Source organism: Phyllobacterium sp. RCAM01083 (assembly GCF_055685835.1).
Genome location: NZ_JBVFZN010000004.1, coordinates 540,622 through 565,764, shown reverse-complemented (window position 1 = coordinate 565,764; position 25,143 = coordinate 540,622). Strand labels below are relative to the sequence as shown.

General features: G+C 57.0%; 20 protein-coding genes and 2 pseudogenes. 10 read left to right on the top strand and 12 right to left on the bottom strand.

What is annotated here, in order from left to right; all coding sequences use genetic code 11:
• Both ACZ25R_RS06755 and ACZ25R_RS06750 read left to right on the top strand, forming a co-directional pair.
• Nucleotides 1-857 (top strand): LysR family transcriptional regulator (locus tag ACZ25R_RS06755; RefSeq protein ID WP_472460514.1); only part of this gene is annotated, 857 nt, incomplete at its 5' end.
• A gap of 981 nt (nt 858-1,838) precedes the next feature.
• A complete protein-coding gene (locus ACZ25R_RS06750; RefSeq protein WP_464665033.1) occupies nt 1,839-3,410 on the top strand; it encodes an ABC transporter substrate-binding protein in 1,572 nt (523 codons plus the stop codon).
• 317 nt (nt 3,411-3,727) lie between these two features.
• Here the strand turns inward: ACZ25R_RS06750 and ACZ25R_RS06745 are convergent, their stop codons facing one another.
• The 6 genes and pseudogenes from ACZ25R_RS06745 to ACZ25R_RS06720 all read right to left on the bottom strand — a co-directional run.
• Nucleotides 3,728-4,411, bottom strand: coding sequence for an ABC transporter ATP-binding protein (locus ACZ25R_RS06745; RefSeq protein ID WP_464665035.1), 684 nt, complete (start codon nt 4,409-4,411; stop codon nt 3,728-3,730).
• Nucleotides 4,408-5,241 carry an ABC transporter ATP-binding protein gene (locus ACZ25R_RS06740; RefSeq protein ID WP_464665036.1) on the bottom strand — a complete coding sequence of 278 codons (834 nt, stop codon included), beginning with the start codon at nt 5,239-5,241 and terminating at the stop codon, nt 4,408-4,410. Before ACZ25R_RS06740 ends, ACZ25R_RS06745 begins: the two co-directional genes overlap by 4 nt.
• On the bottom strand, nt 5,234-6,091 hold the full coding sequence (locus tag ACZ25R_RS06735; protein ID WP_464665038.1) for an ABC transporter permease: 858 nt from the start codon (nt 6,089-6,091) through the stop codon (nt 5,234-5,236). The genes ACZ25R_RS06740 and ACZ25R_RS06735 overlap by 8 nt, the downstream gene beginning before the upstream one ends.
• Nucleotides 6,088-7,062, bottom strand: coding sequence for an ABC transporter permease (locus ACZ25R_RS06730; protein WP_464665039.1), 975 nt, complete (start codon nt 7,060-7,062; stop codon nt 6,088-6,090). The genes ACZ25R_RS06735 and ACZ25R_RS06730 overlap by 4 nt, the downstream gene beginning before the upstream one ends.
• A gap of 108 nt (nt 7,063-7,170) precedes the next feature.
• Nucleotides 7,171-8,763: an ABC transporter substrate-binding protein gene (locus ACZ25R_RS06725; protein WP_472460513.1), complete on the bottom strand. Its 1,593-nt coding sequence runs from the start codon at nt 8,761-8,763 to the stop codon at nt 7,171-7,173.
• A 354-nt stretch (nt 8,764-9,117) separates the two neighbouring features.
• Nucleotides 9,118-9,196: pseudogene (locus ACZ25R_RS06720) on the bottom strand (DMT family transporter); the annotation flags it as partial.
• Between the two features lie 312 nt (nt 9,197-9,508).
• Here ACZ25R_RS06720 and ACZ25R_RS06715 point away from each other — a divergent pair.
• The 7 genes from ACZ25R_RS06715 (at nt 9,509) to ACZ25R_RS06685 (ending at nt 17,682) form a co-directional block, all read left to right on the top strand.
• Nucleotides 9,509-10,552, top strand: a complete 1,044-nt coding sequence (locus tag ACZ25R_RS06715; RefSeq protein ID WP_464665042.1) for an amino acid ABC transporter substrate-binding protein — start codon at nt 9,509-9,511, stop codon at nt 10,550-10,552.
• Nucleotides 10,553-10,566: 14 nt separating this feature from the next.
• A complete protein-coding gene (locus tag ACZ25R_RS06710) occupies nt 10,567-11,775 on the top strand; it encodes an amino acid ABC transporter permease (protein WP_464665044.1) in 1,209 nt (402 codons plus the stop codon).
• Nucleotides 11,772-12,620 (top strand): ABC transporter permease subunit, encoded by an 849-nt coding sequence (locus ACZ25R_RS06705; protein WP_472460512.1) that lies wholly within the window; start codon nt 11,772-11,774, stop codon nt 12,618-12,620. Before ACZ25R_RS06710 ends, ACZ25R_RS06705 begins: the two co-directional genes overlap by 4 nt.
• Before the next feature lie 191 nt (nt 12,621-12,811).
• Nucleotides 12,812-13,654 (top strand): ABC transporter substrate-binding protein, encoded by an 843-nt coding sequence (locus ACZ25R_RS06700; protein ID WP_464665051.1) that lies wholly within the window; start codon nt 12,812-12,814, stop codon nt 13,652-13,654.
• 15 nt (nt 13,655-13,669) lie between these two features.
• Nucleotides 13,670-14,800 (top strand): LLM class flavin-dependent oxidoreductase, encoded by a 1,131-nt coding sequence (locus ACZ25R_RS06695; protein ID WP_464665053.1) that lies wholly within the window; start codon nt 13,670-13,672, stop codon nt 14,798-14,800.
• Between the two features lie 59 nt (nt 14,801-14,859).
• Nucleotides 14,860-16,662: a TRAP transporter large permease gene (locus tag ACZ25R_RS06690; protein ID WP_464665427.1), complete on the top strand. Its 1,803-nt coding sequence runs from the start codon at nt 14,860-14,862 to the stop codon at nt 16,660-16,662.
• Nucleotides 16,663-16,680: 18 nt separating this feature from the next.
• Nucleotides 16,681-17,682, top strand: a complete 1,002-nt coding sequence (locus tag ACZ25R_RS06685; RefSeq protein ID WP_464665054.1) for a TRAP transporter substrate-binding protein — start codon at nt 16,681-16,683, stop codon at nt 17,680-17,682.
• Nucleotides 17,683-17,967: 285 nt separating this feature from the next.
• On the opposite strand, the pseudogene ACZ25R_RS06680 reads toward ACZ25R_RS06685, so the two are convergent.
• From ACZ25R_RS06680 to ACZ25R_RS06660, 5 genes and pseudogenes are all read right to left on the bottom strand, one after another.
• Nucleotides 17,968-18,654: pseudogene (locus ACZ25R_RS06680) on the bottom strand (IS6 family transposase).
• A gap of 486 nt (nt 18,655-19,140) precedes the next feature.
• Nucleotides 19,141-20,094, bottom strand: a complete 954-nt coding sequence (lhpI, locus tag ACZ25R_RS06675) for a bifunctional Delta(1)-pyrroline-2-carboxylate/Delta(1)-piperideine-2-carboxylate reductase (protein ID WP_464665056.1) — start codon at nt 20,092-20,094, stop codon at nt 19,141-19,143.
• A gap of 28 nt (nt 20,095-20,122) precedes the next feature.
• On the bottom strand, nt 20,123-20,893 hold the full coding sequence (locus tag ACZ25R_RS06670; protein WP_464665058.1) for an amino acid ABC transporter ATP-binding protein: 771 nt from the start codon (nt 20,891-20,893) through the stop codon (nt 20,123-20,125).
• Nucleotides 20,890-21,831 carry an amino acid ABC transporter permease gene (locus ACZ25R_RS06665; RefSeq protein ID WP_472460511.1) on the bottom strand — a complete coding sequence of 314 codons (942 nt, stop codon included), beginning with the start codon at nt 21,829-21,831 and terminating at the stop codon, nt 20,890-20,892. The genes ACZ25R_RS06670 and ACZ25R_RS06665 overlap by 4 nt, the downstream gene beginning before the upstream one ends.
• 75 nt (nt 21,832-21,906) lie before the next feature.
• Nucleotides 21,907-22,833, bottom strand: coding sequence for an ABC transporter substrate-binding protein (locus ACZ25R_RS06660; protein ID WP_472460510.1), 927 nt, complete (start codon nt 22,831-22,833; stop codon nt 21,907-21,909).
• 255 nt (nt 22,834-23,088) lie between these two features.
• Between ACZ25R_RS06660 and ACZ25R_RS06655 the strand changes: the two genes are divergently transcribed.
• A complete protein-coding gene (locus ACZ25R_RS06655; protein ID WP_472460509.1) occupies nt 23,089-24,195 on the top strand; it encodes a LacI family DNA-binding transcriptional regulator in 1,107 nt (368 codons plus the stop codon).
• On the opposite strand, the gene ACZ25R_RS06650 is transcribed toward ACZ25R_RS06655, so the two are convergent.
• Nucleotides 24,177-25,019 (bottom strand): PfkB family carbohydrate kinase, encoded by an 843-nt coding sequence (locus ACZ25R_RS06650; RefSeq protein WP_472460508.1) that lies wholly within the window; start codon nt 25,017-25,019, stop codon nt 24,177-24,179. The genes ACZ25R_RS06655 and ACZ25R_RS06650 overlap by 19 nt on opposite strands.
• Between the last annotated feature and the right edge of the window lie 124 nt (nt 25,020-25,143).

Below are 25,143 nucleotides of genomic sequence, written 5' to 3'. Positions count from 1 at the left end.
TCGACGCTTTGCGGGCGCTTTCGGCAATTCGCCAATATGGCGGCATTACCAGAGCGGCCGTCGCTTTAGGCCTCTCACAGTCGGCTGTGAGCCATAAGATAAAGAGGCTTGAAGTCAGCCTAGACTGTGAGCTGCTCGGTCGGAAAGCGGGCGGTCCGATGTTTACCGCTACGGGAGAAGACTTGCTCGACTACGCCGGACGTATCCTCGGTCTGCATGACGAGGCTCTGCTCAGCCTTTCGAAGACCACGCTCGCGGGTAGGCTTGCCCTCGGACTCACCGAAGACACGGCGTGTACCGACCTCGCCCGAATTCTGGGGCGATTTCGGCGTGTGCATCCGAACGTTTCGGTCCGTACCAAGGTCCGTATGAGTCTGGTTCTGCGCGCCATGCTCGAACGTGGCGAGCTGGATGCCGCAATCGTTCAGGTCTTCAGCCACGAGGTGCGACCGACCGACATTGTCCTCTTTCGTGAAGACCTTCACTGGGTGAAGCATCCGGATTTGGCGCTACCGCGGGACAGCCCGATTCCGTTTCTGTCGTTTGACGACGAGTGTTTCTACCGTCAGTGGGCCCTGGACATCGGCCAGGATGATGCTGTTCTCGAGACCATCTTCGAGTGCTCGAGCGCCGCCGGCATCGTTTCGGCCGTCAACGCGGCCATGGGCGTGGCGCTCCTGAGCGACCGCCATATCCGTGGCGAGATGCACGTTGTCGTTGAACGACTGCCTCGGCCGCCAGCCTTGGCGTATGTCGTCCGCCGAGCAAGGAAATCGAGGAACCCGGCGCTAGACAACTTGGTCTGCGAGATTGAGAGGGACATTGGCCGTCACGGAAGTTTGGCTCTCGCCGGCTGATGGCCATGACGCAATTACCAGTGGCATTTGCCTATTGAAGCATCCCGATCGCTTCGGTTGCCGGCAGATATGGCCGCTGTTGGTCCATGGTCACCACGGCTATCGAGCTCACTGGTCCTTGCGCAGAATCCAGGTTTTTGGTCAACGTGAGAGGGAAACACGGCTTACTAATATATGCCAGCCAAAAGGGCTTATGTTCTGCCTCGCGTACAACTGATCAATTTCTCACAACTTTCAAATTTGTCCAAAGAGTTTTCTAAGGTCTCGCTTTTTGGCCCAGCTAACGGGGATGTCTCAAAACGGACGGCTCGCGGCCATAGCCGAAGCTCGGCCTAAACCCCGGTGCCCATATCGTGGTTTGTGGAAACCCATCACCTACCGATTTGCACGTTGTCCCATGTCTTGACCATGACTGGTAGCGGTCAATCCGGGACTGCGTTTCAGTTTTCCGGCAAGGGGCGCAATTTCGCCTGAGCTTCGAGCCCTGGTTGCAAATCAAGCCAAAGGCATATTGAAGCTCAAATTTCAGTTGATGTCAGGCCGTTAAAACTCCGGGTTGTTTTGTTTCGAAACACACTCAACCGGGGAAATGCATTTTTCCCTGGAGCTCAAAAATGGAACGGCGTGTTTATACAGAAAAACCGTAGCGGGTATTGTGACCACATACGGCTAAATGGTGCGACTGGTCGGAATTTTGGCAGTTCCCATCCTGTGATGCGGAGAAGCTTGGAGGATATCAACATGACATATGCGACGGCTGATTGGAGTCCCACCGGCCTGTTTTGATATCGGTCTTGCCGCCTGCGGTCAGCCCGTGAATCCCGGAAGTTTTAGGAAGAATTTGTAATCACCGCCGGCCGAAAACGGCAATTGTCCAGATTCTACTTGAATGTAGAAACCGGAGTTGTGGAGGCTTGGCCAAAAAAGGATCACCGTCCCATGGCATATTTTGTAGCCTCCTCCAGATCATGCAGAATTGGGATGCCCGCAAGCATCGGCTTGTCTGTTCTTCTTGCCACTGGGTTACCAGCCTATGCGGAGACACCCGCGGACACACTGGTGGAAGCGTGGGCGCTTGACGAATTGGTCACCCTCGATCCTGCGGAAGCGTTTGAATTGACGAGCGGCGAGATCAGTGGAAATGCCTATGACCGGCTCGTCAGACCGTCACCGGAAAATGCCTCGAAGATCATTCCTGACGTTGCCGAGAGCTGGACGGTTTCCGACGATGGCCTGACCTATACGTTCAAGCTGAAGCCGGGCCTGAAGTTTGCTTCCGGCAATCCGCTGACGGCTGAAGACGTCGCCTATTCCTTCGAGCGCGCCATCAAGATCGACAAGAGCCCCGCCTTCATCCTCACCCAGTTCGGCCTGAAGCCGGACAATGTCACCGCAAAGGCCAAGGCAACGGATCCGAGCACCTTCGTTTTCACCGTTGACCAGCCCTATGCCCCGAGCTTCGTGCTCAACTGCCTGACATCGACGGTTGCATCCGTCGTCGACAAAAAGCTGATCTCGCAGCATGTGGTCGACAATGACTACGGCAATGCCTGGATGAAGACCAATTATGCCGGTTCCGGTCCGATGAAGATCCGCGACTGGCGCGCCAACGAAATCCTCGTTCTGGAGCGCAACGACAATTATCACGGCACCAAGGCGCCGCTCAACCGCGTGATCTACCGCCATGTCAAGGAAAGCGCCACGCAGCGCCTGCTCCTGGAAAAGGGCGATATCGACGTTGCCCGCAATCTGGAGCCCAACGATCTGGAACAGGTGGTCAAGAACAGCGACATCAAGACGACCAGCGCAGCCAAGGGCACGATCTATTATTTCAGCCTCAACCAGAAGAATGCGAACCTGGCCAAGCCGGAAGTGCGTGAAGCGCTGAAATACCTCGTCGATTATGACGCCATCGGCGAAAAGCTGATCAAGGGCATCGGCGAAATCCACCAGACCTTCCTGCCGAAGGGCATTCTGGGCGAGCTGGACGAAAAGCCCTATTCCCTCAACGTGGCGAAGGCCAAGGAACTTCTGGCCAAGGCCGGCCTGAAGGATGGTTTCTCGGTGACGATGGATGTGCGCAACGGCCAGCCGGTGACGGGCATTGCCGAATCCGTGCAGCAGACCTTTGCCCAGGGCGGCGTGAAGCTGGAGATCATTCCCGGCGACGGTAAGCAGACGCTGACAAAATACAGGGCGAGGGGGCATGATATTTTCATTGGCCCATGGGGAACGGATTACTGGGATCCGAACTCCAATGCGGAAACCTTCACCAGCAATCCGGACAATGCCGATACGGGCACCAACAAGACGCTCGCATGGCGCAATGCCTGGGATGTGCCGGATCTGACCAAGGAAACCAAGTCGGCCCTGCTGGAACGCGACACTGCCAAGCGCGCCAAGACCTATGAGGATCTGCAGAAGAAGGTTCTGGCAACCAGCCCGTTCGTTCTCCTGTTCCAGCAGACGGAAGTTGCCGGCGTTCGCGCCAATATATTGAACTACAAACTTGAATCCTTTGGGCCGAACATCGTTTCCACGGTTTCCAAATGATGTTTTGAAACTCGATCAGCCTGGCCGCCGGCAGGAGCTCGGCCACGCTGATTTCACTTGTAGGCATCGCAGCGCTGCCGACCCGGCTATAGCCGCATCGAGAACGAGCTTATGGGAAGGATTCTGGACGAGGGGCAGCACGGACGGGCCACGGAAAAGCAATGGATCAAAGCACATCCTGATCGGCTAAACCTCTGGCTCAAGGACGTAGCGGCGTTCGATGGAGCTCCCGGCATTGATGCTGTTCGTGCGTCGCTCAAACTCTGATCCCACATAAGGGAAGTATCGACGTACTTGCGAAGGAGGACGGGGATAGGTCATCGATTGGTGAATGCTTCGATACGCCCCGAAGCCATTCTTGCGGTGCGGTCGCACATATGGCCGATGACATCAGGATCATGGCTGACCAACAAGTAGGTCATTCCAAGTGTGCGCTTCAATTCAGACAAAAGATTGAGAATTTCCGCTTGCACCGAGACATCGAGTGCCGAGGTTGGTTCGTCCAACAGAAGCACTTTTGGCTCAAGCAGAAGGGCCCGTGCAATCGCGATGCGCTGCCGCTGTCCCCCTGAAAGCTGATGCGGATAGCGTTCGGCGATTTGGGCATGGAGTCCAACCTGCGCCAGCACCTCGCGCACCCTCACATCACTGTTGGCAACGCCTCTGATAGACAGCGGTTCGCCGAGTATCCGGTTGATACGGTGCTTTGGATGCAGGGAAGAATAGGGGTCCTGAAACACCATCTGAACGTTCCGGCGCAAATCGCCTTCGAGTTTCCGTCCAGCTGCTAGCGCTGTGCCCAGTATGTTTACGTTGCCAGTCCAGTGCGTGTTGAGGCCCGCAATTGCTCGCAAAACGGATGTTTTTCCGCAACCGGATGGTCCGATCAGACCAAAGGTTTCGCCCGGTTCGACCGAGAACGTCACGTCATGCACGGCGTTAAATTTTTCGGTCGCTCGCGAAAATGCGATGGACAGATTCTCGACAACAACGGTGCTCATGCGCTTAAATCAGTCTCGTTGAATACGGGCAGCATCGTTCCATAGGTTTGTGCCGATGGACGCGCATTCCACAGCGCTCGGGTGTAGGGATGGGGCGATTGCTCAAGGTCGCTGCCAGCAAGTCTATCGACGATCGTGCCGTGGCGCATAACCAGCACGCGATTGCTATAGCGAGCGACTTGTTTCAGGTCGTGGCTGATGAGCAGAAGTCCCATCCCCAATTTCTCTGTCAGATTGCGCAGCAGTGACAGCACCTGAATCTGAAGGTCATGATCGAGCGCGGACGTTGGTTCATCCGCGATGAGAAGTTTCGGCCTGTTGACCAGCATTGCTGCAATCATCACACGCTGGCCCATCCCCCCGGACAGTTCGCCAGGGTAATTCTTATAGAGGCGCACGGGATCGGGCAGGCCGACTTGGTTCATCATATCAAGTGCCCGTTCCCGCCGCTCGGCAGAAGTCAGTTTTGTGTGCAGCAGAAGGGCCTCCTCCACCTGCCGTCCAATTTGCAACGCGGGATTGAGCGAAAACTTGGGGTCCTGCAGGATAAGGCCGATATCATTGCCGCGCAGCTTTCGCCACCCTGATGGAGAAAGGGCATTTAGATCGCGTCCCTCAAGCGAAAGGATCGAGGCCGCCGATACAGCGCGCCGCGGTAACAATCCCATGAGGGCGCGGCCGGTGAGGGATTTGCCGGAACCGGATTCTCCGACGAGGGCAACGATTTCGCGGTTGATTTCAAATGAGACGGACTTGACCACCTCCACACGTCCTGCCGGTGAGGAAAAGGAAATGGAGAGATCTTCAACGTGCAGAAGAGGTCTAGTCATTGCGCGGATCCATGACGTCGCGCAATCCATCTGCAAGCAGGTTGAAGGCAAGGCTGGCAATGAGGATTGCAAATCCCGGAGCGGCAGCAACCCACCACTGATCAAAAATGACCTCGGTACCACCGGCAACCATGGTTCCCCATTCTGCAGTTGGTGGCCGCACGCCAAGGCCAAGGAAGCCAAGGCCTGCCGCCGCAAGTATCATCCCACTCATATCGAGGGCGAGCCGGATGATCGCCGAGGGAAGCACCAGCGGTAATACGTGACCCCACAAAAGGCGAATGCCGCGAATTCCCACCATCTCGGCAGCTGCGAGATAATCGCTGCGGCGCAGAGCAGTCGTCTCCACGCGCGCTTGCCGGGCATAGGCCGGCCAGCTGGTGAGGGCGAGCGCCAGTGCGCCGTTGATCAAGCCCGGCCCGATAATAGCCACGAAGGCAAATGCGAGAAGCAGCCGGGGAAACGACATGACGATATCGGTAAGGCGCATCAGAATGGATTCGATGTAGCCGCCGAAATAGCCGGCAAACACACCAATCGTGATGCCGAGGGGCGCCATGATGAGAATGACGAAGAGCAAGAGCGCCATCGTCGGGCGCGCGCCATAGATAAGGCGCGAAAGAATGTCCCGCCCGAAAGCGTCGGTCCCCAACAAATGCAGCGCTCCGGGTGGTGCCAGACGGTTGGCGGTCTCTTGTAGAATAGGATCGTAGGGGGCGATCAGCGGGGCCAGCAAGGCAATTGCAAAGATCAGCAGAACGCCGCTTGCCCCGATCAGGCCTGACGGTGATCTCAGCAATCGGCGGATAAAGCCTGTTTCGTTGGACGTCGCTGCAATGCTCGATGTCATAGACGATCTCCCGGTTTCGATTTGGACACCAGAAGATCGGTCAGTGTATTGAGAATGACGAAAGATGCACCCACAACGAGTGTCCCTCCCAGTATTGCCGGCATGTCACCGGCAAACATGGCAACGGTCAGGTAGCGTCCGATACCGGGCCAGGCGAATACTGTCTCTGTTAATACTGCTCCTTCGAGCAGGCTCGCATAGGAGAGCGCGATAACAGTGATGAGAGCGCCGGCAATATTGGGCAGAATATGAACGAATATAACACGATGGATTGCCGCACCCTTGGCAGAGGCCGTCAGCGCATATTCCTGTCCCATTTCTGCCAGGATAAGGGACCGGGTCAGTCGCGATATGCCTGCAAGCGAATAAAAGGCGAGAACTGTTGCAGGTAATGCAAGATGGGCAATCGCATCGCGAAAAGCTCCAGCCTTGCCGGAAAGCCATGTATCGATGAGAGCAAAGCCCGTTCTCGATGGGATCGTGTACTGGAAAACCACATCGAGGCGGCCAGGGCCGGGAGCCCATCGCAGTTTTGCGTAGAACAGCAAAAGCATCAGCAAACCCAGCCAGAAAATGGGAACGGAATAGCCAATGAGGGCGACAAGACGGATCAGCCCGTCAACCCAGCTACCCGGCTTCACGGCGGCGAGAATCCCGAGGGACACCCCCAAAAATGCACCGAGGATGATTGCCACGGTTGCAAGTTCGATGGTTGCCGGGAAGGTGCGGGCAATGTCCTTGACGATCGGCTGTCCGGTAGCAATCGATTGGCCAAGATTGCCCGATAATGCGGCCTGGAGATAACGCACGAACTGGACCGGCAGAGGCTGGTCAAGACCAAGCTCCACCCGGGCTGCGGCATAGGTGGACGCGCTGGCATGATCTCCAACCAGCTGCAGGGCCGGATCGAGGGGCGCGAGTCTTGTCATGGCGAAGGTCACGACAGCAAGGCCAAGCAGGGTGATCGCCATCGATGTCAACCAGCTGGCGAGCCGCCATACAAGTCGCAACTCCCGCCGGCCTCGCAGCTGACGGGAGTCCACATTCTCACCAAGGGACAAACCCTGTTTTTGTGGCAATTACTTCTCGACCCTATCGTAGTAAACCTGATCCGCGTTGAGTCCCTGCTTATAGCCCTTTACGACATCGCGCAAAACCACCTGATCGCTGCCCTGCAACAGAAAGACATAGGGTGAGCTTGCCTGGATTTTCTTCTGCAGTTCGCCGTAAAGGACGGCGCGTTTGGCCGGGTCCTGTTCTTTAACGGCAGCGAGCGTTTCGGCTGTTAACTCGGGAATTATCCAACCCGCCTGCTTGGCCACAGTATTGGATGAACTATCCTTGTTGATTGCAAATGCGCTGGCATTCGAGTGAGGGTCGAAGTAGTCGGGAATCCAGTAGCGCAGGGTGAACTGGTAATTTCCTGAACGGCCCTTGGCGTAGATTTCGCTGGCGACGCCGGGCTGGATGTCAAGTTCGATACCTGCTTTGGCGAAGCTCGACTGCAGGGATTGCGCGATGGAAAGAAATGGCTGGTCGTTGAACACCGGGAAGTCAACCTTGATCGGTGTTGCGATCTTCGCATCGGCAAGAATTTTCTTGGCCTTGTCGATGTCGAGTTTGAATGGCGTGTCGGTCAAAGCGCCCGGAAATCCAACCGGAAGAAACGCCTGGTGAACTTGGCTCTGCCCCCGCAGGAGATCCTTGGAGATGCCGTTGTAATCGACCAGGTAACGGGCCGCTTCCCAAAAGGCCGGATTGCCGAGTGTGGCATTGGCTTTTGAGTTGATCAGCAAATAATCCGTCCGCGCCGAGGGAACAGCGAGGACCTCAATGCCTTGCTTTTGCTTGAGCGCATCAATCTGATCCGCGCCGAGGCCCCGGGCAATATCGGCGTCACCCTGTTCGACAAGCAAGCGGCGCGCACCTGCATCAGGGACATTGCGGATAATAAGGCTCGCCAGTTTGGGTGCCCCATTGGGCGAGGTGGGATTGGCCTCAAGCACGAGTGCCTCGTGGGGCGTGTAATTGGCAATCTTAAAGGGTCCGCTGCCAGCCGAGTTGGTTTTCAGCCAGCTGTTGCCAAAATCGTTGTCTTTGGCCTGTGCCGTGACCACTTGCGTATCAACAATACTTGCGATGGGTGCTGTCAAAATCGCCAGAGCAAATGCCGGTCCGACATCTGCACTCCAGCTGATCTTGACGTGGGTGTCATCCACCTTCGTGACAGCAGCATCCACGCTGTCAGCCGACCAGCCAAGCTCATTGAGAATAAACGCCGGGGTTTTGTTGAGTTTAACGGCGCGGGTGAGGGAGAAGACGACATCTTCAGGGCGAACCGCATTGCCAGAGGCGAAGGCGCTCTTGGCCGCCAACGCGAAAGTCAAACTCTTCCCGTCAGAGCCAATCTCCCAGGATGCAGCAAGGGCTGGCTCAATTTTCGTCGCATCATCCCGGTTCGCCTGCACCAGGCGCTGATAAATATTGTTGAATGACTGAACCGTTGTAAGTTCAAATCCCTCGGCAGGATCAAAGCTGACAGCATCGTCAATGGACTGCGCGACAACCAGAACATTGGGAGGCGTTTCCGATTGAGCCGCCGTGGCGGCAAATGCCAGGCCAAGACTGAATACCGCGCCGAGCAATTTCGTTCGGCTGATGGGAAGGCACATTGCGAGAGCTCCTGTTTTTCTTATGGTTGTTGTATTTTGGTTTGAGATTGCGGGCACAGACTGGCTGCTCCATTGACCGGCTGTGGAACATCGCCGCTCAAAATTTCGCAAATATGTCCCACATCCTGAGTACAGGAGGTAGTCCGGAATTCAGAACCGTGTTTCAATTGTTTCATCATAACGGTAATTTTGTTTTGAGATTAAAGCCAGACACAGAAAATCTGGCCGGACGTGTGTTACGCAAGATTTCCCGGCAACGGCCGTGTGGTCCCGATGATTATCACCTCGGAGCAACAACTCAGGATTTTTGCGGTTCGACAGCGGCTCTTCCCCGGCACCTGATAACCCGCCGGGGGAGGCTCAAAACGGTACCTGTACCGTGAGCAGTCCAAGATGCGACGAGGGCATTGCCATAATGTGCAAGCTGACCATTGAGGGGGCACCTTCGGCGGTCATTGTCGTGCCCTTGGCCAGAGACTGGAATCTGGCGATCTGCTCGCCGGCCTGTCATGAAGTCAGGCAATGATGAATTGGGTTTCGGAACTTCATAGGCAAACCCTTTGAGAAATAAAGCCGAAAATTGCCGCTCCTTGAGCATGTTACTGCAAAGATAGTCATTCATGCGCAAAACGATATCTCCTCCCGATACTGTTCTTCTCTACCCTTTCGACAGCGGGAATGCAGGGGGTGATCGCAGGATCAAATCTCACCTGACCCAAGAACGCTCTGCCAAAGGAGAGATTGAATGCAGAAGAATAACAAACGGTACGGCATCTGGAGAACGAGGCTTGTCGCCGGATTTGTCGCAGCATCCACATTGTTCAGTGGTGTCGCGCTGGCAGGTCCTACTCTGGACAAAATCAAGGATCGCGGTACGATCAAGGTTGGTGTCGGCACTTCACCGGGTTTCTTCGCCCCTGACGGCAACGGCAAATGGCAGGGCTTTTTCGTCGAGTTCGGACGGGCGCTGGCAATCAGCGTTTTCAACGATCCGGACAAGGTCGAATTCACGTCTTCGTCGCCTCAGCAACGGTTGCCTGCCTTGCAGTCGGGCGAGTTCGACATCCTGCTTTCGGGTGTTACCCAGACGATCACGCGCGCGTTCAAGCTTGGTTTCCACTTCGGACCGACCATCTTCTATGACGGACAAGGTCTTCTCGTGAGCAAGTCTCTTGGTATAACCAAGGGGAGCGATCTGGATGGCGCCACGATCGGTGTGCAGAGCGGAACGACGGGCGAGTTGAACATTGCCGATTTCTTCCGCAAATCAGGACACAAATTCACGCCTGTAACCATCGAAGACAGCAATGAATTCCTCAAGGCGCTTGAGACAGGGCGCGTGGATGCCTTGACGCAGGATGCGTCCGATCTTGCCTTGCGCCGTACATTACTTTCGAAGCCTGATGACTTCGTATTGCTGCCGGAGCGCCTTTCGAAAGAACCGTTGGCACCGGCTATTGCTTCGGGCGACGACCGCTGGCTCGAAATCGTCAACTGGACGGTCTACGCAACCATTCAGGCTGAAGAGTTCGGTATCACCAAAAACAACATCGACACGTTCCTGACCAGTGAAGATCCAGCGATCAAACGGTTCCTTGGGACAGATCCGGCATTGGGCCAAGCCATCGGACTTGATCCGAAGTTTGCGTACAACATTGTCAAAACACTCGGCAATTACGGCGAGATTTTCGAACGCACCATTGGCAAGGGATCGCCGGTTGGTTTCGAGCGCGGTTACAATCAACCGTGGACGAAGGGGGGACTGTTGTACTCTCCGCCGTTCCGTTGAGTGCAGTCCCGATCATGTCTGCAGATACGCCGATTTTGAACTACCGGATTCCGGGCCCGCAAGGGTCCGGTTTTCGCCTTTCCCTGCTGCGCTGGTGGGGGAGTTATCCCGTCACGCAGCTTGGCGTCTTTCTCGCCCTTGCCGCCATCTTCTGGCTGCTTGGATCGAACATGCTTCAATCCATGCACCGGCTCGGGATCACGCCAGGTTTCGGATTCCTCGGACAAAGCGCAAATTTCGCTATTGGCGAAAGCCTGATAGCCTATTCGCCCAGCGACAGCTTCGGCCGCGCGGCCCTCGTCGGGTTGCTGAACACGGTAGCGATCGCCATATCCGGCTGCATTCTTGCGACAATCCTCGGGGTGTTTCTGGGGATAGCCCGGCTCTCCGGCAACGTGCTTCTGGCCGGCTTGGTGCGGATTTATGTCGAGACATTGCGCAGCACGCCCTTGCTTCTGCAATTGTTCTTCTGGAGTGCCGTCACCCACGCCTTGCCGGCGCCGCGACAGGCATTCAGCATTTTCACAGCGATCTTTTTGAGCAACAGGGGAATTTTTGTTCCGAGCATCGGGGCTGGGCACTTATCGCTCAAAACGCTGCTTGTTTCGGTGGGACTATGTATCGTTTCCGGCGCCTATTTCTCATTGCGGCGGCGTAGCGGAAATGCTGTGACCATGACAGAACGTGCGGGAATACTGCTTTTGACGCTCATCGGTATCGGGTTGGTTTTTCGTCTTTCCAGCGTCAGTATCCGGATCGACGTACCGGCGCTGAAAGGGTTCAACATCGTCGGCGGGCTCAATCTGACCCCGGAATTTGCCGCATTGCTGATTGGCCTGGTCGTGAATTCATCCGCCACAATCGCCGAAATCGTTCGCAGCGGTATTCAGTCGGTGCCGTCGGGGCAATGGGAGGCAGCCCGCTCTCTTGGCCTGCAACCCGCCCGTATCATGCGGCTCGTCGTGCTGCCTCAGGCCTTGCGTGTGATCATCCCGCTGATGACGTCTAGCTATCTTGATTTGACGAAGAATTCCAGCCTGGCCGTTGCCATCGGCTTTCCCGATCTTGTCAGCGTTCTCAACACGACAGCCAACCAGAGCGGTCAGGCATTGGAGGCGCTTGCCATTATCGTGATCTGCTATCTAACTTTCAATCTCTCGGTCTCGACACTGATGAATTGGTACAACAAGCGCATCGAGCGTCAGGGATACTTGCCACGATGAGCCCTATCGTCAACCGCACGGATATCAGGATGAAACGGCAGCAGCATTGTGCCGCGTTGCGACATGGACTGTTTGGCACGCCGGTGAATGCCATTGTTACCCTCGCGACCGTTGCACTGCTGTTGTGGACAATTCCGCCGCTGGTCCGCTGGGCCTTGCTTGATGCGATATGGACAGGCACAGCCAAGGACTGTGCCGCCAGTTCAGGTGCCTGCTGGGCGTTCATAGGTGCGAAGCTGCGCTTTATTCTATTTGCGCTGTATCCTCCGGAACTTGACTGGCGACCTGCAGTCACTGTCGTTACAATTGTTGCACTGCTTGCAATCACGGGAATGCCTCGTTTCTGGACGCTCCATCTCGTCTATCTCTGGATAGCGGTTGTTGTTTTTGTGTGGATGCTGATGGCAGGGTTGGTCGTCGGGCCGAAAGTGCCGACCGGCCGCTGGGGTGGTCTGGCGTTAACGCTCCTCATATCCGTGGTCGGCTTTGCCTGTGCATTTCCCATTGCAGTATTGCTCGCCCTGGCGCGTCGCTCGAAAATGGCAGGGGTCCGGATATTGGCAATCCTTTATATTGAAGCCGTTCGCGGTGTTCCGATGATCGCCATTCTCTATGTGGCCATGCTGCTGGTGCCGATGATGCTGCCGGCACGGTTTTCGCCGGAGGCTCTGGTGCGCGCGCAAATCGGATTGACCCTTTTTGTATCTGCCTATCTGGCGGAGGTGGTGCGCGCAGGGTTTGGCAATGTGCTTGAGCAGCTCGCTTGCGTCTCCCACGCTGCGGCAGAGTTTGGGCGAAATCGTTTTTGCCATGACTGGTGTCCCTCATCATTCATAAAAAGATAGATTGAGGTGTCTTCGCTTTCAATGCGCAAAAGCAGCCTTTGATAAGAATGCAAAATTGTTCTCTCTTTTCCCGGGCCATTGGAAATCTTGTCTCGCCGCTGTGTATGAATTGGGATGGCCGCCTTTCCTGAACGATATATAAAAATATAAATTGTTTTCAGCAGTCATTTCAATCCTATTGGAACATCAGCATGAAAATCGGCGTTCATCCGAGCAACTTGCACTTGCGTCTCGCGCAGGCCTGGCCCGATGCTTTTTCGGGACTTGAGCCGGAGTTCGTCAATTACAACGAAGGCCGCGATACCATCAGACTGATCGGCAATGGTCAGATTGATTTTGGCGGCACCGGATCGACGCCACCGATTGCTGCCGAAGCGTCTGGCTGGAATGTCACCTACATCGCGGCATCCGCGCCGCGGCCAGCCAATGGCGGTATTTTCGTTGCCAGGGACAGCCCGATCCGTTCCATTGCCGATCTAAGGGAAAAACGCATTTCCCTGATCGATGGCTCGTTTCATACCTATCTTCTGGCGCGAGCCCTTGAAGGCGAAGGGCTGCGGCTGCCGGATGTCAGCCGCCTCGAGACCGGGGCCGCAGATTCATTGCCAGCCCTGCTTGAAGGACGTGTGGATGCCTGGATTGCCATGGCGCCACGTCTGGAAAAGGCGATGGAACGCAGCGACATTCGTCTGATTGCGCGCTGTGGCTCGACAATTCCCAACCGCTCCCTGTTCTGGACGACGGACGATCGCCGGCTGTCCCGGGAAACGCGTCAGGGCATTGTCGCGGAATTGTCCCGCATCGGCCGTGAGGTGGCAGCGGATACGCGCATTGCTGCCGAACGGCTTGTCGCGAATGGTGCCGGCGATGCCGACCTTGATGCGTGGGAGCGCGTGGTTCGATCCCGGGACTTCAGCGTTGTGGCGGCCGATGCGGACATCATCGCCGAGCAGCAGGAAGAGGCCGATACCCTGTATCGCCATGGATATTTCAAGAACCCCGTCCGCCTTGGACAATTGGCCTGCAGCGTCTGAGCGGAGGAGAATGTCATGAACGTACTTTGGTACATGTGCGCACCGGATGGTGCATATCCCTGGCAGCCGGAAGGTTCGCGTCAGGTTGACTACGGCTATTACCGGCAATTGGCGCAGGCCTATGATCATCTCGGCTATACCGGAGCACTTTTTGCAACCGGGGCTCATGACGTCTGGGTGCTCGCGGGTGCGCTTCTTCCCTATACCGAGCGCATGAAATTTCTGGTGGCGGTGCATCCCGGTCTGATTGCGCCAACGCTGCTGGCCAAAATGGCGGCAACGTTCCAGGAATTTTCGCGCGGCCGCCTGCTCGTCAATGTCGTCTCGGGCGATGCCAAAATGCTGGGTGCCTATGGCATGACATTGCCGCACGACCAGCGTTACGACATGGCGGACGAATATCTCACCCTGTGGCATCGGCTCTTTGCCGGCGAAAGCGTGACCCATCAGGGCAAGTATTTTTCAACGGAGGGTGCCAAACTCGCCCTTCCCGTTGGAACCGGCATCGCCCCGCCGCCACTCTGGTTCGGCGGTTCGTCCGACAAGGCGCTCGACGTTGCGGCCAAACATGTCGACGTTTACCTCTCCTGGGGCGAAACACCCGACCAGATCAGGCAGAAGATCGACGCGGTCAAGGAGCGGGCGGCCCGGCTCGGCCGGACGCTCGAATATGGGATCAGGCTCTACGTCATCGTACGGGAGACCGATGCCAAGGCGTGGGATGCGGCCAATGATCTCTATGCGCGCATGGATGCCGCTGCGATCGCTGCCAACCAGCGATTTGTTTCCAAGAGCGATTCCGTCGGTCAGCAACGCATGAGCGCGCTGCATGGCGGCCACAAACCGGACGATCTGCGCGATCTCGAAATAGCGTCCAATCTGTGGGCCGGAATCGGCCTCGTCCGCCCAGGGCCCGGGACTGCCATTGTTGGTTCTCCCGATACCGTTCTACGGACAATGGACGCTTACAGGCTGGCAGGCGTCGACACGTTCATTCTCTCCGGGATGCCGCTTCTGGAAGAGGCATATCGCTTCGGCGAACTCGTATTGCCGCGTCTCGACGTAACGCGAGAGGTTTCGCAGGCGAAACATTTCACCTGGTCGACATTGTTCGACAGAGACCTGGGCAGTGCCAAATCCGCATAAGTTTTTGCCACTTGAGCGAAAGAGACAGATACGTGACCCTTATCGAGACCACAGAACCTCTGCCCGGTGAAGGGCTTGCCCGGATTTCAAGCCAACTGCTCAGGCGATTGGAGGCCGTGCTTGGCTGGCTCTGTGCCGCTTTGCTCGCCATCCTGCTCGCGGTTGTCCTGGCAACGGTCGTGCTGCGGTACGTCTTCAGCGCCGGCTTCATGGGATCGGAGGATCTGTCGGTGTGGCTGCACGTTGCGCTCATCGCTTTCGGTGCGCCTCTCAGCCTGAACAGCGCCCTGGCCATGCGGCTTGACGTCTTTGCCGACCTGTTGCCTCCATCCGGCAGGATTGTTGCCAATGCCATCGCTGATATTTTTACCGTCTTGACCGGACTTATCCTGAGCTTCGGCGGCAGCGAGATCATGACAATGCTCGGCGGCGTTTCACCGACATTGGGGCTGCCGGAGTGGATACGGTTCGGCTTCCTAGGCGCGGGCGGCTCATTGTTGCTTGCCGCTGTGCTGCTGCAACGCTTGGCAGACGGCAAAGCGGTGCAGATCGTCACAGCCGGCATTATCGGGGCTGCCCTTTACTTTGCTATTCCGCACCTCGATTTGGGGCGCGCCTGGCCTCCAAGCATTGTTCTCGGATTGATCGCGGCCATAGGTCTGGTGGTGGCAGCGCCGCTGCCGCACGCATTTCTTGCGGCCGCCTATGTCGTGATTGCCTTCGGCAGTACATTGCCCGAGCCTGCCGTTGTCGCCTCTACGGTCACCGGCATGTCAAAGTTTCTGCTTCTAGCCATTCCTTTCTTCCTGCTGGCTGGCGGATTGCTGACGGCCTCGGGTGTTGCCAACCAATTGGTGCGGTTCGCATCCGCGCTTGTCGGCCATCGCCGCGCCGGATTGGCGCAGACGACACTTTTGACCAGCGTGCTGTTTTCCGGTGCGTCCGGTTCATCGGTTGCCAATGCGGCCTTTGGTGCATCGACATTCCAGCCCGAACTGGTCAAGCGCGGCTACCCGCCGGCGCAGGCTGCCGCCATCATCGCCTCCACCTCGGTTCTTGACAACATCATACCGCCGTCCGTCGCGTTCCTGATCCTGGCCGCAGCGACCAATCTCTCGGTGGGATCGCTGCTTGTCGGCGGTTTTTTTGCCGGTGGTGTGATGGCCATCTGTCTAGCAGTTGCCATCCACCTCACCGTTCGCGAGCAACAGCCGCAACCGCGTGCGGGCAGGGCAGAACGCTGGAATGCCGCCATCGGCGCAATTCCGGCATTTGGCCTCGGCATCATCGTCGTTGTCGGTATCCGCATGGGCGTCGTCACGACGACGGAAGCGGCGGCGCTTGCGGCGATCTATACCCTGCTTCTCGGGATCGGGGCGCGTCTGCGGTTCGGTTCGCTCTTCAGCGCGTTCCGACAGGCGGCGACGGAAGCTTCGGCCATCGGACTGCTGATCGGAACCGCGGGGCCGTTTGCATTCCTGCTGGCGGTGGACGATGTTTCCGGGCTTATCTCGAACCTGACCTCCGCGCTCGGCGGAAGTGCAATCGCCGTGCTGCTGCTTTCAAATCTCATATTGCTCGTCGTCGGTCTGGTGCTCGATATCGGGGCTGCAATACTTCTGTTTGGCCCGATCCTGCTCCCTGCCGCGGTGGTGGCTGGTATCGATCCCGTTCATTTTGGCGTGATCATCGTCGTCAATCTGATGATCCATGGGCTGACACCGCCGCTTGGCATGCTGATCTTTGTCGTCAGCGGTGTCACGCGTCTGCCGGCATCGGCGCTGTTTCGCGCTGTTGTTCCCTATCTCTTCGCACTGCTTGTAGCTCTGGCGATCATCTGCGCCTGGGCCATCATTTTCTAGAAATCAGGAAGCCATCCAATGACCATGCATCGCCGTACCTTCATCAAATCCGTCGCCGTCGCTGGAACGGCAGTGCTTGCCGCCCCAGCGCTTGTCGGCCGTGCCGCCGCTCAAACCCGAACGATCACGGTTGCCTCTCTGTTTGGCGATGACAAACCGGAAACCAGGATATGGTTCAAAATTCGCGACCTTGTCGAAGCGAAACTGCCCGGCCAGTTCAGGTTCAATATCGTCAGGAATGGCGCGCTCGGGGGCGAGAAGGAAGTCGCGGAAGGCGTGCGGCTCGGCTCGATCCAGGCCAGCCAGTCAACGGTGTCATGGCTTTCCGGCTGGGTGCCCGAGTTACAGATTCTTGATCTGCCGTTCCTCTTCCGCGATGCCGGGCATGTGCGCAAAGTCGTGCAGGGAGAGGTGGGAACGGGGCTCAAGGAGAAGCTTCTTGCGCAGAATTTTGTCGTCGGCGGCTATATCAACTACGGCGCGCGCCACCTCCTGACCAAGGAACCTGTCACGCGACCGGAGCAGCTCAAGGGCAAGCGTATCCGCGTTATCCAGAGCCCTCTGCATACTAAGCTCTGGGCGGCATTCGGCACCACGCCGATCGGTATCCCAATCACTGAAACCTACAATGCCCTGTCAACGGGCGTTGCCGACGCAATGGATCTGACGAAATCGGCCTATGCGGGTTTCAAGCTGTACGAAGTCGTGCCCTATCTGACCGAGACAGGCCATGTCTGGGCGTCCGGCGTCGTCTATTATTCCGCGGCGTTTTGGAGCAGCCTCAACGCCGAGCAGAAGCAGGTCTTCCTTGACGCGTCAGCCGCCGGCGCCGATTACTTCAGCCAATTGATTGTCGAGGATGAGGCCGGATCGGTAAAGACCGCCGCTGATCATGGAGGAAAAGTTCTCCAGCCGGAAAATAGGGTTGCATGGGAAAGCGGTGCACAAGGCGTCTGGGAGCAATTTGCACCGGTTGTCGGAGGGCTTGAGAAGATCAGGACCATCCAAGCTGTTTCATAAGCGCGCCCGTTAAAGGAACACCAGACTGGCCTGCGGCTTCGCATAGTCGTTTCAGCTCTTGAAACGACCTGTGGTGCTGCGGTCCTTTGAAATAAGCAATATCATTGCCGCGATGTCCGCCATCGCTCAGACGTTCAGGAATATGAACTCCGGCCAATACCGTAGGAAATAGCCAGGGCGCCGACCAATACAGCCCCTTTAACAAAGTCTTGTGTGTAAAAGGGAATGTTGGGATCTGTTGCAAAAAATCGGTTTTGAGGGAGCGCGGCTTACCACTGGACGCAATTATGCAGTGAGTTCCGCGAATTGCTGTCTGAGCGATAAGGTTTTCGCTGTTGCAAAGACACCCTGCTGTTTGCGCATCATGTGAATGAGTTCGATACCGGCAAGGCTGATCCCAGCGGCTTGCTCGGATTTGAAACCGAGCATGGACTTTATCCGGCGTTTGACCCGGCGGTGATCCTGCTCGATGGCATTGTTCATGTATTTGCTGGAGCGAATGGCGATGGGATGACCACCTCGCCAAAGCCGGTTCTCTGCATCGCACTGCATGATTGCCGTGCGATTGGTCTGACTTCCGTCAATGGTGATCCGCTTTGGCCTGCCATGACGGGCCAAAGCCTTGCGCAAAAAGCGCTTTGCGGCCTGGAGATCGCGATTTCTTCTGAAATAGAACTCAACCGTATCTGCGTTGCTGTCAATGGCACGATACAGATACATCCACTCACCTTTGACCTTCACGTAGGTCTCGTCGAGGTTCCATTTCCGCCCAACGTGGCGCTTCCTGCGATGGAAGCGCTCAAGCAATTTGGGGCTGAAATGTAAAACCCAGCGATGCACGGTCGAATCGTCGATAGCAATGCCGCGCTCAGCCATCATCTCCTTCAAATCACGCAGGCTCAGATTCTAAGTCAGATACCATCGCACGCACAGAAGGATGACGGATTTGTCGAAATGGCGGCCTTTGAACATCGATTATACTCTGCAGATAAAGCCCAAACGCTACATCCATCTCATTGACGAAACATTTGCAACAGAACCAGTCAACCGGCATGTGAGCCGAAGCTGGAGTTACTTTGCGTTGTCTAAGTCTGTCGGCGCATCGCTTGATGGTTGCCGAATGCCTTGCCGTTGGACAGAAGGGGAATACCTCAGGTTAAGTTTACGAAGCCCTTGGCTCGAACGACCGCCAAGGTAGAAAATGGGCCAAAGTGTAATGATAGCAATTCACACAGGAGCGGTGATGGAAGTTTTCATTCGAGCGGCAGATGACCAAGATAGGGATATCCTTGGAGCACTTAAACCGCGCTCTTCTTTGGCCTGGGGAGATCATATGGTTCTGATGGGGTGGACGCCCCCCTTAAATGGTGATCAACGTCTCCATCCTGGCACATCGATGCCGTCGAGGGGCGGTCACCCCATTCAGAACCCTTCCTGGCGCGAGCAAGCGGCGACGGCTCATCCGACAATGTCTGCTCGACCAAGCAAGTGGCGCGCGGTGAAGAGATCAAGATGACCGCCACCGACATTTTTGAACATTGTGATTTCGTCATTGTCGCTGCGCCCTGGATGTCGACCCTGACACAGATCGAACAGGTCGGCGGCGATCTGCTCGCGCGTTATCAGCCCACGGGCAAGCGGTTCGGCCACGTCACCGGATCCTTCGCAGGCGGTCCGGGTATCAACGAAGATGCGGCCGGCTCGCCGTACAACTTGATCGTCCGCTTCGCGCATCTCGGGCAAGTAGGCGCCGATCAGGTCGACATGGCAGCCGGACTTGAGCAAGGCACCCTTCACGAGCGGGGCCGTCGCCATGGTTACACAGGACACGATGTCGGCATGCGCCAGGGCGTTGTCCAGATTATCGACGGCAGATATGTCAACAGGCAGATGTCTGAGGTTTTCCGAAAGGTTGGTCGCCTTCTGCGGATGCCGGTTCCAGATCATTACCCGGGTGATCGATGGGCGCACGGTCATATGCGCCTCGATCACGTGCGGCGCGAGACCGCCGGCACCGAGAACGAGCAGCACTTCGGCATCCTTGCGGGCCAAAAGATCGACGGCCAGTGCCGAGTCGGCCGCCGTCTTGCGGAAGGTGAGGGCCGCACCGTCGCAGGTCATCAGCGGCGCGCCCGTCTTGCCGTTGATCAGCGTGACCAGACCCTGTACCGACGGCTCTGGAACCGGGAGCGAAGGATTGTCGGGAAACACGCCGACAAGCTTGATCGCAATCACGTCCCCTGACGCCCAGGCGATCAGAGAAACGAATTTGTTGGCCTCGTTGCCAGTGTCGCTCAGAACCTGTAGGCGGGATTGGGGCATCGTGCCATCGCGGTGGGCACGACGCAGGGCCTCGACCAGGCGGGGATAGTCGAGCAGGGCATGGACGGTATCGGCATTCAGATGCTGCATGGGGCGCTTTCGGATTTGGATATCTGGCTCAGAGCACGCGAGCGAGGAAAGACTTTGTACGAGCGTGCTGCGGATTGGACAGCACCTCCTTCGGCGGACCTGCTTCGACGATGACGCCACCATCCATGAAGATCAGGTGATCGGCAACGTCACGGGCAAAGCTCATTTCATGCGTGACGACGACCATCGTCATGCCGTCCTCTGCGAGCTGACGCATCACGGCCAGGACCTCACCTACCAGTTCCGGATCGAGAGCTGAGGTCGGCTCGTCGAAGAGCATCACCGCTGGCCGCATCGCGAGCGAGCGGGCGATCGCCACGCGCTGCTGCTGCCCGCCGGAAAGCTGTTTCGGATAGTAGTGCGCGCGATCGCTAAGGCCAACCTTGTCGAGCAGCGCTACCGCCTCCTCGATGGCTTCAGCCTTCTTGCGACGCTGGACGATGATCGGCGCTTCGATGATGTTCTCAAGGGCGGTTTTGTGCGGAAAGAGGTTGAAACTCTGAAAAACCATACCCATGCGCTGGCGCTGGATTGCCAGTTCGTTGAACGACATCTGACGCAGCGTGTCGCCGTGCCAGCGCATGCCAACAGGGTTCCCGTCGAGAAAAACGACGCCCGAATCCGGCACTTCGAGATAATTCAGGCAGCGCAGCAGCGTACTCTTACCGGAGCCCGACGGCCCGACGATGCAGGTGACGTCGCCCAGCTTGACGCTCATATCGATGCTGTGGAGCACCCGATGCGTTCCGAAACTCTTGGAGAGGCGCTCGACATTGAGCAGAGGCATGGTGGCAATCATGCGGAAACCTTCGTGCGGCGTGGCGCCCAGAACTTGCTGTAAAACAGGGACGACAGGACAAGGCTGAGTTCCAGCGACTTGCCGTCGTTCAGACGGTGTTCGATGTAATGCTCAATAAGGGTCAGGATAGTTGAAAGCACCAGATACCAGATCGTCGCAACGATCAGCAGCGGGATGGTCTGATAGGTGCGCGAATAGATCATCTGCGCGGAATAAAGCAGGTCCGGAAGCGCGAGCACGCTGACCAGCGAGGTGAATTTCAGCATGGAGATGGTGTCGTTGCCGATCGGCGGAATGACGATTTTCAGCGCCTGCGGCAGCACGATGCGCCGCAGCGTTTGGGAGCGGGTCATGCCGAGCGTTGCGGCCGCCTCCGTTTGTCCAGCATTGACTGCCTGAATGCCGGCACGGATCATTTCGGCGGCATAGGCACTTTCAGTCAAGGCCAGTCCGAGAACGGCTGCGCTGAAGGGCGTGATCAGCGAATTCATGCTGGCGGACCAGAGTTCAGGTCCGAAGGGAACACCAATCGACACAGTCGGGATCAGCAGCGCCAGATTGTACCAGAAGATCAGTTGAACGAGGGGCGGTACACCACGGAAAAACCAGATCCAGACCCAGCTTGCGGTCTGGAACACTGGATTGCGCGACAGACGCATGATGGCAAGCACCACTCCGATTACAAGGCCAATGATCATGGCGATGAAGGTCAGCAGCAGAGTGCGTCCGAGCCCAGCCAGGATTTCCGCACTGAACATATATTGCGCGACGACCTCCCAATGCAGGTTCTCATTCGTGACCAGGAGGCGAATGAACATGACCACGAAGATCAAAAGAGCAGCCCCGCCAATCCACCAGGATGGATGGCGCAGTGGCACCGGTTTGGTCTCGTGAATATTGGGACGCGCCGATGCTGGGGGTTTCTTGTCGTGAGCCATTTGCACCTCTGGCAGAAAAGGATCGGAGCCGCTGCATACGGCTCCGCGATTTTGAATCGAGCGGATCATCCACCCTTACTTCGTGACAGGGTTTGCCTTGTTGACCAGTAATGCCTTGTCGAGCATGCCAGAACCGTCGACACCCCATTTCGCCATCAGCGCCGTGTAGGTGCCGTCGTCGATCATTGCTTGAAGCGCGTCCCTGAGAACTGGCCCAAGCGGATCGTCACGGCGCACGCCGATGCCGTTGAAGACGGCATTGCTGGTCAGCTTCGATACACCAAAGCGGCCGGTCTGTTTGGCAAGATACTGCAATTTGGCCGAACCTGCCGCGACCATTTCGACACGACCAGACGAAACCGCTAGCTCCGCCGCATTTTGTGTCGTGAACTGTTGCAGGTCGATCGACGCAGCACCTTCCTTGGCGCAAGTTTCAACGCTGACCTTGGTCAAGTATTGGAAATCCCAGGCACCGGTCAGAACAGCAACGGAATGACCGCAAAGATCTTTCTCCGATTGGATGTCCAGGCTCTTTTCCTTAAGGAACGCATAGGCCGTTCCTTCCTTGCGTTGTGGTACAAAATCAAGGACCTCAAGCCGCTCCTCGGTGACGCCAAAGGAGGAGAAACCAGCATCGAAACGCTTGCTAGCCAGCCCTGGAATGATGGCATCGAAACTCGTCGGCGTGAACTTGAATTCGACACCGAGCTTTTCCGACATGGCCTTCGCCATATCGATGCTCCATCCCTTCAACTCGCCGGTTTCGACGAATTCATCGGGTGGCCAGTCGTTAAACGCAGCCACATTGACACCATTCTTCTGGTATTCCGACGGAACTGCGCCGTGCAATTTCTGATCGACGCCCGCGGCATTGGCTGATACCGCTATGGCGATGACCAGAACCGTTCCGGCAAGAAGCTTGCTGGCAAGAGCTTTGATCGTCATGTCATTCCCCTTTCTTGTCTTTATTTGCTCCTCCGGTTCGCACCGGAAACAGGCCACTCAAAATTGGAGATTGAACCTGCGATCTAATTGTGCGAACGTTCTCACAATACAAGCATCTGTTTTTCACATCCGTCAAGGGATAAAGTTCACGAATGCCATTTCGTCTGGAAAATCGAACAAAAGGGCCTGTCAAAATTAGGTCTGGCGTTGTATCCGAAACCGACCGACCGCATTCGTCGCTTTCATTCCCGCCGAGGTCCGGTCGATTTTCAGCGGTGAAGATGTTGATGCAGTCAGTGACGGGAAAGTGGAATGGCAGACAAACGCGCTGACAAAGTGACGATTACCGAAGTTGCGAAGCGGGCTGGAGTGAGCACAGCAACGGCGGGCCGCGTTCTGGGCGGTTACGGTTATACCAGTGAGGAAAACAAGGAAAGGGTGCGCCGCAGCGCCGAGGCTTTGGGTTACCGTCCCAACTTGCTCGCCCGCAGCCTGATCACTGGCAAAACCAAGACAATCGGCGTCGTCGCAGGCGATATCCAAAGCCCGTTTTATGCCAGCATCCTGCGAGGGATCGCCGACGTTGCACGTGCCCAGGGCTTCGGTGTACTGCTGACCAACAGCGACGAACTACTGGAGCGCGAGCTCGAAGCTGTGCAACTGCTGCTCGAAAAACAGATCGATGGATTGATCGTCGCACCTTGCGACACATCCGCTTCGCACCATCTGCATGCTGCCGCTGCCTCAGGCTGCCCGATCGTCCAGATAGACCGGCGCGTCAATGGGCTTCCTGCCGATTCGGTAACATTAGACAACCGCGGGGCGGCGAGCGATAGTGTCGCGCAGTTGCTTGCCGCGGGCCACCGCCGGATCGGCATGGTGGCCGAGTTGGAACGCTGGGAGTTCGGGGATATGGCAACTTTCATCGACCGGGTCATCGAGGGATCGATCGATCCCGCAAGCCTGTTTCCCAGCTGGCAACGCTTGTTTGGCTATATAGAGGCGCACCGTGCGGCTGGGCTTTCGATTGACCGCAGCCTCATCGGCCGGGTGGGAACCTATTCGGTAACGGCGGCAAGAGCGGCGACGATGGACCTTCTTTCGCGTCCCGATAGGCCAACGGCGCTGTTTACCGCAGACGGATTGATGTCGGCCGTTGCGATGGATGCGATCACCTCGCTCGACCTGCAAATCCCGACAGACCTATCACTGATCTGCTTTGATGATCTTGACTGGATGAGCTTCCTGAAGCCAGGCATCACGGCGATCGCGCAGCCCTTGACAGAGATGGGGGAGGCTTCCGCGCGACTCATTCTCGCGCGGATCGGCGGAGAGTGCGGCGAAGAACAGCACCAGGTGTTGAAGCACACGCTGGCGCTGCGCGGTTCGGTCACGGCGCCTCAGGCCGAAAGAGTCTGAAGCTCCGGCACGTCCCCCGAAAGTGCGATCGGCGCGCCATGGCCGATGGCCCCGAAATAGCGGCATGTTTCGGCGGCTGCGATTGCGGCTGCCGAGAGCAGAATCTGAGGCGTCTCAGCGGCAACCAGTCCGTAAAGCGTGCGTGCAATAAAGGTGTCGCCGGCACCGAGTGTATCGACCAGTTCGGCGGGGGAGGCGGGAACCTCGAACTGGCCTTCAGCTCCCAGAAGTATCGCGCCCTTGCTACCACGTGTGATCAGAGCCCATTTTGCGCCCCCCTCACGGAGCTCGGTTGCCACGGCCACCGCCTCGTCGCTCGTCAGGTCGCCGCCGGAGACCGATGCCAGGAAACAATGGGGCGCAATCGCACGGCGATGACCGGGATCGCGGCGGGTCGAGAAATCATAGGACAGCAATGTCTGTGCCGCCGCCGCCGCAACATGGTTGTCCAGCCCGCTCGATTGTCCGATATGCACGGCTGTGAAATCCTTGAGGAACGCGATATCGTCATCGACCGGTGAAAACATCGACACGCCGAGGTCCGCGCGCACAAAGACCCGGTCGGCATCGCGATGGCCGATGATGCAATATGCAGTCGGTCCGTCAAAGATGCGCAGCCTTGTCAGATCCACGCCCTCATCTAGGAGAGCGGCCTCTATCAGTTTGCCGGCTGCGTCCTGGCCGATGACCCCGATATAGGCTGAGTACCCGCCAAAACGCCGGATAAACACGGAAACGTTGAGGCAGTTTCCGCCGGGAAACATCGTGCCTTTGGAAATGTAGCAATCAACGACATTGTCGCCCATCGCAGCAATTTTGATCATCTGGAGTCTTTCCGATTGACAAGTTGTGAGAACGTTCGCACATTGCGTAAAAGCTGTCAATGCGAACGATGATCGGGACGGTTGGTAGCAATGTCGGAATGAAAATGCCCTCCGGCAGCGCTTC

Excerpts from the sequence above, each read along its gene's own strand:
- ACZ25R_RS06725 (WP_472460513.1), bottom strand. The coding sequence starts at position 8,763 with ATGTGCCTTCCCATCAGCCGAACGAAATTGCTCGGCGCGGTATTCAGT.
- lhpI (WP_464665056.1), bottom strand. The coding sequence starts at position 20,094 with ATGCAGCATCTGAATGCCGATACCGTCCATGCCCTGCTCGACTATCCC.
- ACZ25R_RS06655 (WP_472460509.1), top strand. The coding sequence starts at position 23,089 with ATGGCAGACAAACGCGCTGACAAAGTGACGATTACCGAAGTTGCGAAG.
- ACZ25R_RS06730 (WP_464665039.1), bottom strand. The coding sequence starts at position 7,062 with ATGGCGATCACCCTGCTTGGCCTTGCTGTCGTGACCTTCGCCATGACA.
- ACZ25R_RS06685 (WP_464665054.1), top strand. The coding sequence starts at position 16,681 with ATGACCATGCATCGCCGTACCTTCATCAAATCCGTCGCCGTCGCTGGA.
- ACZ25R_RS06650 (WP_472460508.1), bottom strand. The coding sequence starts at position 25,019 with ATGATCAAAATTGCTGCGATGGGCGACAATGTCGTTGATTGCTACATT.
- ACZ25R_RS06710 (WP_464665044.1), top strand. The coding sequence starts at position 10,567 with ATGTCTGCAGATACGCCGATTTTGAACTACCGGATTCCGGGCCCGCAA.
- ACZ25R_RS06740 (WP_464665036.1), bottom strand. The coding sequence starts at position 5,241 with ATGACTAGACCTCTTCTGCACGTTGAAGATCTCTCCATTTCCTTTTCC.
- ACZ25R_RS06745 (WP_464665035.1), bottom strand. The coding sequence starts at position 4,411 with ATGAGCACCGTTGTTGTCGAGAATCTGTCCATCGCATTTTCGCGAGCG.
- ACZ25R_RS06750 (WP_464665033.1), top strand. The coding sequence starts at position 1,839 with ATGCCCGCAAGCATCGGCTTGTCTGTTCTTCTTGCCACTGGGTTACCA.
- ACZ25R_RS06670 (WP_464665058.1), bottom strand. The coding sequence starts at position 20,893 with ATGATTGCCACCATGCCTCTGCTCAATGTCGAGCGCCTCTCCAAGAGT.
- ACZ25R_RS06735 (WP_464665038.1), bottom strand. The coding sequence starts at position 6,091 with ATGACATCGAGCATTGCAGCGACGTCCAACGAAACAGGCTTTATCCGC.
- ACZ25R_RS06705 (WP_472460512.1), top strand. The coding sequence starts at position 11,772 with ATGAGCCCTATCGTCAACCGCACGGATATCAGGATGAAACGGCAGCAG.
- ACZ25R_RS06700 (WP_464665051.1), top strand. The coding sequence starts at position 12,812 with ATGAAAATCGGCGTTCATCCGAGCAACTTGCACTTGCGTCTCGCGCAG.
- ACZ25R_RS06695 (WP_464665053.1), top strand. The coding sequence starts at position 13,670 with ATGAACGTACTTTGGTACATGTGCGCACCGGATGGTGCATATCCCTGG.
- ACZ25R_RS06715 (WP_464665042.1), top strand. The coding sequence starts at position 9,509 with ATGCAGAAGAATAACAAACGGTACGGCATCTGGAGAACGAGGCTTGTC.
- ACZ25R_RS06665 (WP_472460511.1), bottom strand. The coding sequence starts at position 21,831 with ATGGCTCACGACAAGAAACCCCCAGCATCGGCGCGTCCCAATATTCAC.